The organism is Undibacterium paludis, from assembly GCF_022568815.1.
In the GTDB taxonomy this organism is placed as follows: Bacteria; Pseudomonadota; Gammaproteobacteria; order Burkholderiales; family Burkholderiaceae_D; genus Undibacterium.
Window position 1 is genome coordinate 254,067 of record NZ_JAKZHX010000002.1, and the last position, 14,547, is coordinate 268,613.

General features: G+C 50.3%; 13 protein-coding genes. 7 read left to right on the forward strand and 6 right to left on the reverse strand.

Features of this window, described 5'->3' with window-relative positions; translation table 11 throughout:
- The first annotated feature begins 52 nt into the window (after positions 1–52).
- The 7 genes from LZ463_RS05725 to LZ463_RS05755 all read left to right on the forward strand — a co-directional run bounded on the left by LZ463_RS05725 (position 53) and on the right by LZ463_RS05755 (position 7,495).
- Positions 53–1,198, forward strand: coding sequence for a DegT/DnrJ/EryC1/StrS family aminotransferase (locus tag LZ463_RS05725; protein WP_241454656.1), 1,146 nt, complete (start codon positions 53–55; stop codon positions 1,196–1,198).
- Positions 1,199–1,217: 19 nt separating this feature from the next.
- Positions 1,218–2,183 (forward strand): glycosyltransferase, encoded by a 966-nt coding sequence (locus LZ463_RS05730; RefSeq protein WP_241454657.1) that lies wholly within the window; start codon positions 1,218–1,220, stop codon positions 2,181–2,183.
- A gap of 10 nt (positions 2,184–2,193) precedes the next feature.
- On the forward strand, positions 2,194–3,111 hold the full coding sequence (locus LZ463_RS05735; protein ID WP_241454658.1) for a formyltransferase: 918 nt from the start codon (positions 2,194–2,196) through the stop codon (positions 3,109–3,111).
- A gap of 30 nt (positions 3,112–3,141) precedes the next feature.
- Complete coding sequence (locus tag LZ463_RS05740; RefSeq protein WP_241454659.1) at positions 3,142–4,182, forward strand: bifunctional UDP-4-keto-pentose/UDP-xylose synthase; 1,041 nt, start codon at positions 3,142–3,144, stop codon at positions 4,180–4,182.
- Between the two features lie 11 nt (positions 4,183–4,193).
- On the forward strand, positions 4,194–5,129 hold the full coding sequence (locus tag LZ463_RS05745) for a polysaccharide deacetylase family protein (RefSeq protein WP_241454660.1): 936 nt from the start codon (positions 4,194–4,196) through the stop codon (positions 5,127–5,129).
- Between the two features lie 36 nt (positions 5,130–5,165).
- Entirely contained in the window at positions 5,166–5,648 is a 483-nt protein-coding gene (locus tag LZ463_RS05750) for a peroxiredoxin (RefSeq protein ID WP_241454661.1), read from the forward strand.
- Between the two features lie 116 nt (positions 5,649–5,764).
- Positions 5,765–7,495: a PhoH family protein gene (locus tag LZ463_RS05755; protein ID WP_241454662.1), complete on the forward strand. Its 1,731-nt coding sequence runs from the start codon at positions 5,765–5,767 to the stop codon at positions 7,493–7,495.
- A 127-nt stretch (positions 7,496–7,622) separates the two neighbouring features.
- Here the strand turns inward: LZ463_RS05755 and LZ463_RS05760 are convergent, their stop codons facing one another.
- The 6 genes from LZ463_RS05760 to LZ463_RS05785 all read right to left on the reverse strand — a co-directional run bounded on the left by LZ463_RS05760 (position 7,623) and on the right by LZ463_RS05785 (position 14,538).
- Positions 7,623–8,423: an alpha/beta hydrolase gene (locus LZ463_RS05760; RefSeq protein WP_241454663.1), complete on the reverse strand. Its 801-nt coding sequence runs from the start codon at positions 8,421–8,423 to the stop codon at positions 7,623–7,625.
- A 37-nt stretch (positions 8,424–8,460) separates the two neighbouring features.
- A complete protein-coding gene (locus tag LZ463_RS05765) occupies positions 8,461–10,347 on the reverse strand; it encodes an MFS transporter (protein WP_241454664.1) in 1,887 nt (628 codons plus the stop codon).
- 110 nt (positions 10,348–10,457) lie between these two features.
- Positions 10,458–11,195, reverse strand: a complete 738-nt coding sequence (locus LZ463_RS05770) for a polysaccharide deacetylase family protein (protein WP_241454665.1) — start codon at positions 11,193–11,195, stop codon at positions 10,458–10,460.
- Positions 11,196–11,197: 2 nt separating this feature from the next.
- The gene (locus tag LZ463_RS05775; RefSeq protein ID WP_241454666.1) at positions 11,198–12,541 is read right to left on the reverse strand and encodes a hypothetical protein; all 1,344 of its coding nucleotides are present in this window, start codon (positions 12,539–12,541) and stop codon (positions 11,198–11,200) included.
- A gap of 1 nt (position 12,542) precedes the next feature.
- Complete coding sequence (lolD, locus tag LZ463_RS05780; protein WP_241454667.1) at positions 12,543–13,289, reverse strand: lipoprotein-releasing ABC transporter ATP-binding protein LolD; 747 nt, start codon at positions 13,287–13,289, stop codon at positions 12,543–12,545.
- Positions 13,282–14,538 (reverse strand): lipoprotein-releasing ABC transporter permease subunit, encoded by a 1,257-nt coding sequence (locus LZ463_RS05785; protein ID WP_241454668.1) that lies wholly within the window; start codon positions 14,536–14,538, stop codon positions 13,282–13,284. The genes lolD and LZ463_RS05785 overlap by 8 nt, the downstream gene beginning before the upstream one ends.
- Positions 14,539–14,547: the final 9 nt, after the last annotated feature.

Here is a 14,547-nt window from a genome sequence, read left to right on the forward strand (position 1 = left end):
GCCATTGCCATCAAAATCAGTCTGAACAAAATACAAACTTGAAAGGCTCACCATGAGTGATACATCTGCATCCCAGTCAAATTTGCCATTCCTGCCGTTCACCAAACCATCGATAGATGAAGAAACCATCGCTGCTGTTGCCGATGTCATGCGCTCAGGCTGGCTGACCAGCGGCCCAAAGGTGCAGGCGCTGGAAGCACAATTGTCAGAATATTTTGGCGGCCGCCCGGTACGTACCTTTAATTCAGGTACCTGCACCATGGAAATTGCCTTGCGTATTGCAGGCATAGGCGCTGGCGATGAGGTCATCACCACTCCCAACTCATGGGTGGCGACCGCCAATGTCATCATAGAAACAGGTGCCACGCCGGTTTTTGCAGATATTGACGCCAGGACCCACAATATTGATCTTGACAAGGTTGAAGCGGTTATCACACCACGCACCAAGGCGATTATCCCGGTCCACATGTGTGGCCTGCCTTGCGATATGGATAAACTCTATGCGCTGGCTGACAAATACAAGTTACGCATTATCGAAGATGCCGCACAGGCAATCGGCTCAAGCTGGAAAGGAAAACGCATAGGTTCTTTTGGGGACTTTGCATCATTCAGCTTCCAGGTTAACAAGAACGTCATGACGGGCGAAGGCGGTTGCCTGGTGTTGAACAATGCAGAAGAGGCGCGCTTGGCCGAGAAATATCGCCTGCAAGGCGTCAGTCGCACTGGCTTGGATGGTATTGACGTCGATGTACTTGGTGGTAAATACAATATGACTGATATTGCCGCAGCCATAGGTCTGGGACAAATGAAACACCTGACTGAATTCAATGCCAAGCGTGTCACGTTGGCAAAACACTATTTCAGCAGCTTTGGCAGTGACTTTGAGCAACAAACTGGCGCTGAATTGCCTGTTGCTGATTTTGAAAACAGCAATTGGCATATGTTCCACCTGGTATTGCCGGAGTCCATCAACCGTGCTCACTTCATGCAACAGATGCTGGACCGGCAAATTGGCCTGGGTTATCACTACAGGGCGATTCATTTATTCAGTTTATATCGTGCTCGCGGCTTTACTGATGGTATGTTCCCGATTGCGGAGCGGGTGGGTAAACAGATTGTTACTTTGCCACTATTTCCAGCAATGAATACAGAAGATGTCGAAAGAGTCGTCTCTGCGGTAAAATCCTGCCTTCTCTGAAATCGGCAGAACCATACCAATGAAACCCGAACTCTCTGTTGTCATCCCCGTTTACAACGAAGAAGCTGGCCTGGCCAAGCTGTTCGCACGCCTGTACCCAGCGCTTGACACCCTGGCGGCGCGTGGTGTCAGCTATGAAGTTGTCTTTATTAATGACGGCAGCCGCGATAACACGCCGGCCCTGCTGGCGGATCAATATCGTCTGCGCCCCGATGTCACGCGTGTTGTTCTCTTCAATGGCAACTACGGCCAGCATATGGCGATACTAGCCGGTTTTGAGGCAACCCGGGGCGACATCGTCGTGACCCTGGACGCTGACCTGCAAAACCCGCCGGAAGAAATTGGTGCCCTGGTCGACAAAATGCGTGAAGGCTATGACTATGTCGGTTCGATACGTCGCAAGCGCCAGGACTCTGCCTGGCGTACTTATGCATCCAAGGCGATGAACCGCTTCCGCGAAAAGATCACACGCATCAAGATTACCGACCAGGGTAATATGCTGCGCGCCTATGGCCGCAATGTCATTGACCTCATTAATCAATGCAGTGAAGTTAACACCTTTGTACCGGCACTGGCTTACACCTTTTCACGCAAACCGACAGAAATCATTGTCGAGCACGAAGAGCGATCGGCCGGTGAATCCAAGTATTCTATCTATAGCCTGATACGACTGAATTTCGACTTGATGACCGGTTTTTCCATCATGCCTTTGCAATGGTTCTCCATGCTGGGCATGGTGCTGTCCGTCCTGTCTGGCGGTTTGGTGCTGTTACTGTTGATACGTCGATTTGTGCTTGGTGCAGAGGCTGAGGGACTGTTCACGCTGTTTGCAATCGCTTTCTTCCTGATGGGCGTGATTCTGTTCGGCATAGGTTTGCTGGGTGAATATGTGGGTCGCATTTACCAGCAAGTGCGTGGACGTCCGCGTTATGTAGTGCAGACTATCCTTGAACAATCCGGCCCTGACCTGCCTGAAGTCAATTAAGAAAGCAGCGATGAGTACAACACAAGTCCCCGCCACGGCGGTGGTTTTTGCCTATCACAGTGTAGGTGTGCGCTGCATCAAGACCCTGCTGGCGCGTGGCGTACAGATCAAGCTGGTGGTCAGCCATACGGACAACCCGGCTGAAACCATCTGGTTTGAATCGGTTGCTGACCTCTGCCGGGAACAGAACATTCCCTGCATCACTCCGGATGATCCAAAGTCCGTTGATTTGAAACAGCGGCTTACCAGCCTCGCGCCTGATTTCATCTTCAGTTTCTATTATCGTCACATGCTGCCGCTGGACATATTGGCCCTGGCGAAACGAGGTGCCTATAACCTGCACGGCTCCCTGCTGCCCAAATACCGTGGCCGTGTGCCGGTCAACTGGGCAGTATTGCATGGCGAAACAGAAACCGGCGCCACCTTGCACGAGATGGCGCTTAAACCCGATGCCGGCGCCATCATCGCACAGGCGGCAGTACCAATCCTGCCTGATGACACGGCATATGAAGTCTTTGGCAAACTGACAGTTGCTGGCGAACAGTGTTTATGGAATGCCCTGCCTGCCTTGATCGCCGGTACTGCGAAGACCTTGCCCAATGATTTGACACAAGGCAGTTACTTTGGCGGTCGAAAGCCGGAAGATGGTCGCATAAACTGGCAGCAGACGGCGCAACAGGTGTACAACCTGCACCGCGCCGTTGCACCGCCCTACCCTGGTGCATTTTTTGACCAGGCTGGACATCGTTTCATTATCGGAAAAGCACGATTATTTCATGGGAACGCGGCAAATTTGCCGACAGGCTTACATGTAGTAGATAATAACGTCCTTGGCGTGTGTGGCGATTGTCGCGCATTGCATATTATTGAATTGTTATTGGATGGCAAAACTCTTACAGCGCAAGAGCTGACAGCTTTGCTGAACTGACAATCAACATTTACTTTAAAAGAATATATTATGAAAAAAGTCCTCATCCTCGGCGTGAACGGTTTCATCGGTCACCACTTGTCCAAACGCATACTGGAAACTACAGACTGGGAAGTGTACGGCATGGACATGCAAACCGAGCGTCTGGGCGACTTGCTCAATCACCCGCGCATGCATTTCTTTGAAGGTGACATCACCATCAATAAAGAATGGGTGGAATACCATGTCAAGAAATGCGACGTCATCCTGCCCCTGGTTGCGATCGCCACGCCATCGACTTACGTTAAACAGCCGCTGCGCGTATTTGAACTGGATTTTGAAGCCAACCTGCCTATCGTTCGTTCAGCAGCCAAGTATGGCAAGCACCTGGTCTTCCCGTCCACGTCCGAAGTCTATGGCATGTGCCATGATGAAGAATTTGACCCTGAAGAATCTGAACTGATTTGCGGCCCCATCAATAAACCGCGCTGGATTTACTCTTGCGCCAAACAATTGATGGATCGTGTGATCTGGGGTTATGGCATGGAAGGCCTGAACTTCACCCTGTTCCGTCCATTCAACTGGATCGGCGCCGGTTTGGATAACATTCATACACCAAAGGAAGGCAGCTCACGCGTCGTGACCCAGTTCTTTGGCCATATCGTTCGCGGTGAAAACATTTCCCTGGTCGATGGCGGTGCACAAAAACGTGCTTTCACTTACATCGATGACGGTATCGATGCCCTGATGCGCATCATCGATAACAAAAATGGTGTTGCCAGTGGCAAAATTTATAACATTGGTAATCCCAATAATAATTTCTCTATCCGTGAACTGGCGAACATGATGCTGACTCTTGCAGCAGAATATCCGGAATACGCCGAAACAGCCAAGAAAGTAGAACTGACTGAAACTACTTCTGCGGCCTACTACGGCAAGGGTTATCAGGACGTGCAGAATCGCGTGCCGAAAATCACCAACACCTGCGAAGAACTGGGCTGGAAACCTGTCACGACCATGCCAGACACCATGCGTAATATTTTCGATGCTTACCGCAGCCAGGTAGCTGAAGCCCGCGCCCTGATGGACTGATACCGGACTACATGCCTACTATCGTTCTCAAGATCGACGTCGACACTTATCGTGGCACTCAGGAAGGCGTACCGAATCTGGTGCGCATTCTTCAAAAATACCAGGCTGGTGCGACCTTTCTGTTTTCTCTGGGCAAGGACCACACAGGCTGGGCCTTGCGGCGCGCATTTCGCCCTGGTTTTTTCCAGAAGGTGTCGCGTACCTCCGTCTTGGAACATTATGGCTTCAAGACCCTGATGTATGGTGTGCTCTTGCCGGCACCGGACATCGGCAGTTGCACGGCTGAAATGCAGGCTGTGCGTAATGCCGGGTTTGAATGTGGCATACATACCTGGGACCATGTGGTCTGGCAAGACAATGTACGTCAGCGTGGAGAGGATTGGACGCATAAGCAGATGCAACAGGCCCACGAACGCTTTCAGCAAATATTTGGAGCTGCGCCAAAGACTCATGGTGCAGCTGGCTGGCAAATGAATGATCATGCGTTTGCCCAACTGGACCAGTTCGGCATGCGATACGCCTCTGATGGCCGGGCAATGCTCAATGACGATGGCAGCCTTGCGAATGCTGATTCGGGCCCCTATCGTCTGCAAGTCGGCTCGACGGTCATGTCTTGCATACAGATGCCGACCACGTTACCTACACTGGATGAGCTGCTGGGGCGCGACATCGCTGACAATGTCATCACCGAGTCAAATATTGCCGCTAACATACTCAAGCTGACAGCAAGTCCAAAAGATCATGTATTTACCTTACATGCAGAGCTTGAAGGACAAAAACTCGCCCCCATATTCGAGGAATTGCTGACAGGCTGGCGCAAGCAAGGTTATCGTTGCATTTCCATGGCGGATTACTATGAATCCATCAAGAACGATGATTTGCCAACACGCCCGTTGTCATGGGCAAGCTTGCCAGGCCGTTCCGGAGAGTTGGTCGCCCTGATCTAGTCCGTCAGCAACATTTCTCCACCCCTAACCAAGGAGATGAAAGTGGCTGAGACCCCTTCCGCACTGAATTGTCAGGTACCAGAATTTTCCGCCGCCATGACTGGCGACAAAGCGTTTCACTTAAGTGACCATGCCGGTAAGAATCTGATTATTTATTTTTACCCAAAAGACAACACGCCGGGTTGCACAACAGAAAGCATTGCCTTTCGCGATTTGCACCCGCAATTTCAACAGGCTAATACCAAAGTATTTGGCATTAGCCGTGATAGCTTGCGCTCCCATGAAGGATTCAAGAATAAACTGGATTTGCCTTTTGAGCTGATTTCCGACCCGGATGAGACGTTGTGCAATCTGTTCAATGTCATGAAAATGAAAAACATGTATGGCAAACAAGTGCGCGGCATAGAACGCAGCACATTTGTGATTGACGGCAACGGTAAATTAGTGAAAGAATGGCGTGGAGTCAAAGTAGCAGGACACGTTGATGAAGTACTCGAATTTGTGAGCGCCCAAACTTAATTGAACTCTCCAGAATTACTCTTGATAAAAGCCGTTTGTGGCAGAGCCAATAGCAATATTGGTATCTCCATAGCGGCTTTTAACTTTTCAGCTCTCACTTTTTGATTGAGGTTTTCATGCCATTGCCCAAAATGCCGACCAAGCCAGCAGCGCTGCTTTCGCCCAAGGATTATCCGAAGGCAGAAAAAGGCAAACCAGCCAAAACAATAAAATCAGCAACGCCAGAGAAAATCAAAACGACAGCTGCCCCACAGGTTGCACCAAAAAAGAAAACCGCAAGCACGATTGCCCCAGTTCTCGGCAAACCTGTCGCCAGCAAACCAGTGGCAGAAAAGACCGCGCCCGTCAGTGCAAAAGCAGGCACAGTGGCAGCGCCAAGCAATACCAAACCGCACGACAGTCGCGTCAAGTCCGGCACCAGCCGCGCTGCCGACAAGTCAGGCACAACCAAATTGTTTGTACTTGATACGAACGTTCTTATGCATGACCCTTCATCGCTGTTCCGGTTTGAAGAGCATGACATCTACCTGCCCATGATTACGCTGGAAGAGCTGGATGATCATAAAAAAGGCATGTCTGAAGTCGCCCGCAATGCACGCCAGGTGTCTCGTTCACTGGATGCGCTGGTCGGTGACATCGATCATCACGATATTGAAAAAGGCATAGCGCTTTCCAAACTCGGTAACAAGGACGCCAAAGGACATCTGTATTTTCAGACCAAGCTGCAAAATGGGGAATTGCCTATTGGCCTGCCCAAAGGCAAGGCCGACAACCAGATTCTCGGTGTAGTCACCGCACTTGAAAAGGAAATGCCAGGTCGTGCCGTTGTACTGGTGTCCAAAGACATCAACATGCGCATCAAGGCGCGCGCCCTGGGCTTGCCTGCAGAAGATTACTTCAATGACCATGTACTCGAAGATTCCGACCTTCTGTATTCCGGCATTGTGCAATTGCCTGACGATTTCTGGAACAAACATGGCAAGGGTATAGAAACCTGGCAGGAAAATCGCAATGGTCTCAGCACGACCTTCTATCGCATCACCGGCCCCACCATCCCTTCCTTATTGGTGAATCAGTTTGTCTACCTTGAGCCCAAAAATGGCGAAGCCTCTTTCTACGGCCAGGTCAGACAAATCAATGGCAAAACAGCCGTGTTGCAGACCTTGCGTGACTATGGCCATATCAAGCACAGTGTCTGGGGCATTACCTCGCGCAATCGTGAGCAGAATTTCGCCCTGAATCTGCTGATGGATCCGGAATGCGATTTCGTCACCCTGCTCGGCCAGGCTGGTACCGGTAAAACCTTGCTTGCTCTGGCAGCTGGCCTGGCACAGGTACTGGAAACCAAGACCTACAATGAGATCATCGTCACCCGTGTCACAGTACCTGTAGGTGAGGATATCGGCTTCCTGCCCGGTACCGAAGAAGAAAAAATGTCACCGTGGATGGGGGCGTTTGACGATAATCTGGAAGTACTCAACAAATCTGATAATGATGCCGGTGATTGGGGACGCGCAGCGACTCAGGATCTGATCCGCTCCAAGATCAAGATCAAGTCCCTCAATTTCATGCGTGGCCGCACTTTCGTCAATAAATTCCTGATTATCGATGAGGCACAGAACCTGACGCCAAAACAAGTCAAAACCCTGGTCACACGCGCAGGCCCTGGCACTAAGATCATCTGTCTTGGCAATATCGCCCAGATTGATACACCTTATCTGACAGAGGGCTCCAGCGGTCTGACCTATGTAGTCGACAGGTTCAAAGGTTGGGCGCATAGCGGTCATGTCACCCTGGCGCGTGGCGAGCGTTCACGCCTGGCTGATCACGCGAGCGAAATTCTGTAAGTACTTTCCGCTCTGTAAAATGGCACTCTGGATAAAACCTGGGTGCCATTTTTTATGGTGACTGCGCACCAATCCAGCTTATGAAGTACCAGCGATTTCCAGGCAGTCCGCCGCAGTCATGGCACAGCTACTTTTTAAACAGCAAATGCAAGGCGTCTGTAATGGCTGGCACAAACACGCTGGGGTGATCTGTTTTATAGGTCGGCAAACGTACCAGATTCAAGCCCTGGTAATTTCGTCCCAACATTTTTTGATACGCAGCCTCAACATCCTTGTCAAAACCAGCGCCACCTGCACTGGCAAAAATAAAGGTGGTATCCGGCATTTTTCCTGCTGAGGCCTGGAACATGGCATTTTCCAGAATTGCGTTCTCATCCGGGTTCCTGACCGGCCCGTCGACAGCAACAAAATTGGCAAAAAACCGGCGCTCGGGCCTGTCCAGTGTCAATGCAGTTTGCACAAAGTCAGCACCGAAAGAATGTCCGACCAGAGTTCGCTGCCTGGGGTTGATACGGTATTCGGTTTCCAGTGATGGAATCAGTTCATTGCTCAGGAACTTGTAAAAATCCAGGGCGCCCGGGAGCAGATAATCAAAATCCCTGTGACCCGCTGTGGCGACTCCAATCAGGATGGCGCGAGTACCATCTTCCATCAGGCGCCTGCGCATGTCATCAAATGGCCCGCCACTCAATTCGCCATCAAGCGTAAACAACACTGGCAAAGCATCACTGGTCGTCGCGTAGTCTGCCGGAACAAACACATTGATGGGGTATAGCACCCCAGTTGATTTAGAGAGAAAGGTCGTTGATTTGGTATTGGCTATTGCAGTCGGGATAACAACAGCAGTATTACTGCCCCCACCCCCACTGCCACCTCCGCATGCTGTCATCAATGAGAGCACAAGAAATCCGGCTATGTATTTTTTCATTTTACTCTCATTGTTTTTGCGTAAAGACCAATTAAGCTTATTTCCAGTCGCCCCTCAATTGGCTTACTTTTTCCTGCAGTACCTGGGGTGTCACGTCTTTTGCTTGCATCACATCACCAACAACCAACTCCAATTTGGAAAATGGCCCGCGACGGAACGCACGCTCAAAAGGATTGCGCTTGTCACGCGAGAAGAAACTTCCCCACAAGCCGCGCAAGGCAAGAGGATAAACAGGCACAGGGCTACGTTCCAGTATTTTCATGACGCCACCCTTGAATTCATTGAGCTCACCAGTGGAAGTCAACTTCCCTTCCGGGAAAATACAAACCAGTTCACCTTCATGCAGGGCCTGGGCAACATCGACGTAGGCTTTTTCCATCAACCACGGATCTTCTTTGGAAGGTGCTATTGGTATCGCCTTGGCCGTCCTGAAGACCCAGGACAGAAATGGTATTTTGAAAATCCTGTGATCCATCACGAAACGGACTGGCCTGGGGCTTGAGGCCATAATGACGATTGCATCCATGTAACTGACATGATTGCAGACCAGCACCCCTGCCCCTTCATCCGGCAAACGTTCGGTATTGATACTCTTGACCTTGTATATGGTATGTATCAGCAGCCAGGCGATAAAGCGCATCAGGAATTCCGGGACCAGGCTGAAAATATAGATCGCCACGATTGCATTCAGAATGGCTGTCGCCATGAAAATCTGCGGTATGGTAAAACCTTTTGCCAGCATTGCCACGGCAGATAAGGAAGCCACCACCATGAATAAGGCATTCAGAATATTCATGCCAGCAATCGTGCGCGACAAATGCTTGGGATCGCAACGCGTTTGTATTAACGCAAACAAAGGCACGATATATAAGCCACCAAAAATACCTATCATTGTGATATCAAACAGGATATGCACACTGCCTGTCTGCTTTAAAAATTCCATCGCGCCGACAGTAGCAACATTGGTATAGCTGATGCTTGACAAATACAGGTCAAAACCAAACACAGACAAGCCTATGGCGCCAAATGGAACCAGGCCGATCTCCACCTTGTGGCCAGACAGCTTTTCACATAACAGGGAACCGGCACCGATACCGAAAGAGAAAATCGTCAACAAAAGGACAAAAACATTGTGATCCCCATGCAGGTAATTTTTTGCGTATAAAGGGAATTGCGCCAGGATGATGGCGCCATAAAACCAGAACCAGGAGTTACCCAGCAAAGATAAAAATACCGGACGATTCTGTTTGCTGAAACTGATGTTCCTGACCGTTTCGGTCGCGGGGTTCCAGTTGATTTTCAGATCGGGAGCAGGCGCCGGTGAATCCGGGATACGTAATGATGCCAGGTAACCCATGATGGCAACGACAATCGCACCACCGGCCACCAGTTCTGTGCCCCAGGGCTTGTGCACCACCAGCATGGCGCCCAATATCTCACCGAGCAGGATGCCGACGAAAGTTCCCATTTCTATCAGGCCATTGCCCCCCACCAGTTCATCTGTTTTCAAATGCTGGGGCAAATACGCATATTTGACCGGACCAAACAAAGTCGAATGTATGCCCATGCCGGCAACAGCTGCAATCAACAACCACAGATGGTGCATTTGCCAGCCGACAGCAGCAACCAGCATGATGACAATTTCCAGCAACTTGACCTTGCGCGCCATGCCACCTTTTTCAAACTTGTCAGCCAATTGGCCAGACGTGGCAGAAAACAACACAAACGGCAGAATAAACAAGCCAGGTATCAAGTTATTGAGCAGGCCGACATCCATGTCAGTCCATGACAAGGCATCATAGGTCAGAATAGTCAGCAAAGCCGTTTTAAATACATTGTCATTGAATGCACCAAGAAATTGCGTCCAGAAAAATGGGGCAAAGCGGCGCTGTGTCAGCAGGGTAAACTGGCTATGTTGGCTCATGGATGGTATCTGCTTATTTGAAGATCAAGATTAAAACTGCAAGAATTGTAGCTTACCCAAGTGCATCAGGCACATCTTCCGACAATAAAACCGGGCAAGCGAACTCGTGTTCACAATGGAGCAAGAAAAAAATCTATCGCCCTGTGCACAGGCAAAACCTGGCAGCCCTCCTGCGTTGCCAGTTGCAAAGCAGTCTCCAGCAACTCTGGTGTCGTCCCCCAGGGACCTGGCGTCTCACTGACCTCATGCGAATACAATATCAGCCAGCCCCCCTGGCTGGCAGTATGTGCAATCAGAGCAACCAGGGCATCCATATTGGTCCGTCCTGAATACAATGACTGAGCACGCAAGGCGGATAAATCAGCCCGGCCAATTTGAGTACCGCCACCGGTAATGCGATTGTATGAAAAGCGTTTGTTCGCAGCCAGTTTGCTACCGAGGTCGTAAGCACCGAAAGGAAAGGCAAAACCGCAATCCGCAATATTATGCTGCTTGAAAAAAGCCTGGTTTTTTTCCCAATCCGCCGTCAGCATGTCGTTAGATGCATTTGCACAGTTTGTATGAGAATAAGTGTGGCAACCGACTTCATGTCCGTTTTCCTGCAGTCTTTGCAAATCTTCTGCGCTATGGCATACCTGATTTTGCTCAATCCCGTCAGTCAACCCACCGCAGACATAAAATGTACCGCGCGCCTGGTAACGCTCCAGCAGCATCGCCCCTTGATGGCAGGCACTGGCAGGGACATCGTCGAAACTGAAACTGACAACCCCCCTGGCCTTGTTTAATGGCAGCCAGCGACATCCTATATGACGCGCTGCAAAACGGCTGAGTCTTTGTGCCAGGCTCATGATCAGCGCAAACTATCTGAAGCACTCAAAGAATGCTGGTAACGCTTCAAGCCCATGCGGTAGGTGCTCCCCGGTAAATTCTCGTAGGTATATTCAAGGCCAATTTTAACGACAGCCTGCTTCAAATTCACGCCATCTGATTCGCGCTGTAATCTCTCATAGAAACTGTCCAGCACGAAGCGAAAGCCACGTTCAAACTCATAACTGCCCCCCATACCTACGCGCAATAATTTTTCTTTGCGTGAAGCACTATCGACCAAGGCAGCCAGGCGTGGCACCAATACATTGTCACTATTCTGGAGCAGTGTGGAAAAATTCATCTGCGTTTTATCTGAATACTTCCATTGCGCATCAAAACGGGCTGCCTTGCTGAGCACGTAGACGACCGTACGATCCACTATCGTAAAGGGCCTGTCCCATAACTGCAAATCCAGCCGCAACTTGGGGGAGTAATGATAAGTGCCACGCCACAGGATGTTTGACAGATTGGTGTCGCGCTCGTTGAGTACATCGTATTTTCGGCGTATCACACCAATGTGGGCACTGGTCACTGTTTTCGTGCTATATCGCCACTCAGCATCAAGATAAAGTTCGGATTCTTTGTAGGCCTGATCAAGGTCTGCGATATCCTGGGCGTTCCGGTCCGGGAAATTCGTCTCTGACAAGCGAGTGCCTATTTCAACACTGGACCCGGTCGGCGCATAGTAGCGACCACTCAATTGTCTGCCGCGCTCTTCAAAGTTATACAACTGATTCACGGGCAGATCATAATACAGGCTGGCACGATCTAATCCGGCATTCAAAGACCATTCGTCAGTCAATTTGAAATTGATGTTTGCTGCAGCCCGTTTTTGATGTGACACGTCCTTGTCAGTCAGGCTACCGTTAATATATTGAAACAGACGGTCTTCCTTGCCAGCCGTCACATTGCCATTTAATAACTTGCCAGCAGCCCACTCCAGGTTGGCATCACCTGCCACCAGATGGTGGTCCAGGTCTTTATAATTCTTGTAGTGCCGATTGCCAAGTGAACCTGTGAGTATCAACCGGGTACGTTCAGACAGGACGGGGACAATGGCGCCGGCACGTATATCGGTACCCGTGACAGTGTCACGATGACGGAATTGATTGTTTGGTGCTTGCTCATCAGTGACCTGGCCAGTAGCTGCCTGATCATAAAAGCGAAAAGGATTACTGTCGCTGGTCAGCGAGGTTTCCAGTTGCAAGACCAGTTCTGTCGTATCGGCACCCCAACCAACCTGCCCTGTCAGCGCGACCACACCTGCAAGCAGACACTTGGCAGGTGCATGGCGACAATGCATTTTACGGGCTGGTTTGCCATTCATTTTATATAATTTCTTTTATTTTCTTTTTAAAAGCTTCTTCAGGTGTCATTTCCAGTTGCAGGCCGCTATCTGATAAACGATACACACGATCACACCGGCCTGCCAGTTCAGCATCATGGGTAACGATGACAAAGGCAGTTCCCAGTGTACGTGACAACTCCAGCATCAGGGCGAACACCTGTTGTGCTGTACTGCCATCAAGATTACCGGTAGGCTCATCTGCCAGCACGCAGGCCGGCCCGGTTACCAGGGCGCGCGCTAAAGCCACACGCTGACGTTCGCCTCCTGACAATTCGCCTGGTACATGCTTTACCCTGTGACCCAGACCAACTTTTTCCAATATTGCCTGCGCTGCTGCGCGTGCTTCACTACGCGCCATGCGACGTATCATCAAGGGCATGGCGACATTATCGATTGCAGAGAATTCCGGCAGCAGATGGTGGAACTGGTAAACGAAACCCAAAGCCTGGTTGCGCAGATTACCGCGTGCAGTCTCACTTAAGCGTGCCATATCCTGACCTTGCAGGCTTACCGTCCCCTGGCTTGGCGTATCCAGACCACCCAGCAAGTGCAGGAGCGTGGACTTGCCACAACCTGATGCGCCGATAATGGCAATACGCTCCCCCTTGTTGACACTGAAATTGATGTCATTGAGTACGCGGACAGCATCAGCCCCTTCAGAAAAAGTTTTGCCTAACTGATTGCAGGAAATAACACTTTCCGGTTTCATTGTATTGTGATTACTCATAACGCAGTGCCTCCGCAGGTTTTACGCGTGAAGCACGCCAGCTTGGGTAGATCGTCGCCAGTAAAGCCAGCGTGACGGCTACCAGACCTATAGTTGACACATCACCGGCTTGCAAGTCCGAAGGCAATGCGCTGATCACATAAATATCTTTTGGTAAAAATTGCACACCAAGCAGATGTTCTATAAACGGCACGATCACATCGATGTTCAATGAAACGATGATTCCCATGATGACCCCGATGGCAGTACCGGCCAGTCCTACCGTCGCTCCCTGTATGACGAATATCTTCATGATAGAAGCCGGTGAAGCGCCCAATGTACGCAGGATGGCTATATCAGCCTGTTTATCCGTCACCGTCATCACCAGTGTCGATACCAGGTTAAATGCAGCGACAGCGATAATCATTGTTAAAATGATAAACATCATGGTTTTTTCTGTCTTGACTGCAGCAAAATAATTCTTATTTTGCTGGGACCAGTCACGAATGAGCAAGTCACCGGACAATGAACGTGCCAGTTCACGTGCAATTTGTGGCGCTTTCAACATATCCTGTATGCGCAGGCGCAAGCCGGATGGCGCACTGAGACGAAAAAACTTTTGTGCATCATCGATATGCATGAAGGCCATGCCTGAATCGAATTCATAATGTCCGGCCTCAAAGACACCAACAACGGTAAACGCCTTCAGACGCGGCACCATACCTGCTGGCGTCATCTGCCCTTCCGGGGCTGCCAGGGTAATTTTTTCTCCTATGCGTACATGCAGGCTGGCAGCCAGTGCCGAACCCAGGACGATATTGAACTCGCCTGGTTTCAGGTCAGCCCAGTTGCCATATTTGATCTTGCTTGCCACTTCCGAAACCTTGCTTTCTTCGTCGGGCAAGATTCCGCGCAAAATCACGCCGCGCATCACGTCGTCGCGAATGATCATGGCTTGTCCATCGACATAGGGTGCCGTTCCCTTGACAGCAGGATTTCTTTGCACTTCCAGCGCCGTATTCTTCCAGTCTGGCAAGGCGCCGGTAGCGTCAAAGACTTCAACGTGTGCCAGTACGGACAACATGCGGTCCCTGACTTCTTTCTGGAAGCCATTCATGACAGAAATCACGATAATCAGGGCGGCCACCCCCAGGGTGATACCTGCCATGGAAATGAGCGATATAAAAGAAATAAAACTATTCCGGCCACTACGACGGCCAGCCCTGGTATAGCGCAGGCCAACCAGCCATTCAAAAGATAGATTTTTCACTGCGTTTAC

Bases quoted from the DNA above. Each gene is read 5' to 3' on its own strand.
- LZ463_RS05725 (WP_241454656.1), top strand. From the start codon at position 53: ATGAGTGATACATCTGCATCCCAGTCAAATTTGCCATTCCTGCCGTTC.
- LZ463_RS05730 (WP_241454657.1), top strand. From the start codon at position 1,218: ATGAAACCCGAACTCTCTGTTGTCATCCCCGTTTACAACGAAGAAGCT.
- LZ463_RS05735 (WP_241454658.1), top strand. From the start codon at position 2,194: ATGAGTACAACACAAGTCCCCGCCACGGCGGTGGTTTTTGCCTATCAC.
- LZ463_RS05740 (WP_241454659.1), top strand. From the start codon at position 3,142: ATGAAAAAAGTCCTCATCCTCGGCGTGAACGGTTTCATCGGTCACCAC.
- LZ463_RS05745 (WP_241454660.1), top strand. From the start codon at position 4,194: ATGCCTACTATCGTTCTCAAGATCGACGTCGACACTTATCGTGGCACT.
- LZ463_RS05750 (WP_241454661.1), top strand. From the start codon at position 5,166: ATGAAAGTGGCTGAGACCCCTTCCGCACTGAATTGTCAGGTACCAGAA.
- LZ463_RS05755 (WP_241454662.1), top strand. From the start codon at position 5,765: ATGCCATTGCCCAAAATGCCGACCAAGCCAGCAGCGCTGCTTTCGCCC.
- LZ463_RS05760 (WP_241454663.1), bottom strand. From the start codon at position 8,423: ATGAAAAAATACATAGCCGGATTTCTTGTGCTCTCATTGATGACAGCA.
- LZ463_RS05765 (WP_241454664.1), bottom strand. From the start codon at position 10,347: ATGAGCCAACATAGCCAGTTTACCCTGCTGACACAGCGCCGCTTTGCC.
- LZ463_RS05770 (WP_241454665.1), bottom strand. From the start codon at position 11,195: ATGAGCCTGGCACAAAGACTCAGCCGTTTTGCAGCGCGTCATATAGGA.
- LZ463_RS05775 (WP_241454666.1), bottom strand. From the start codon at position 12,541: ATGAATGGCAAACCAGCCCGTAAAATGCATTGTCGCCATGCACCTGCC.
- lolD (WP_241454667.1), bottom strand. From the start codon at position 13,289: ATGAGTAATCACAATACAATGAAACCGGAAAGTGTTATTTCCTGCAAT.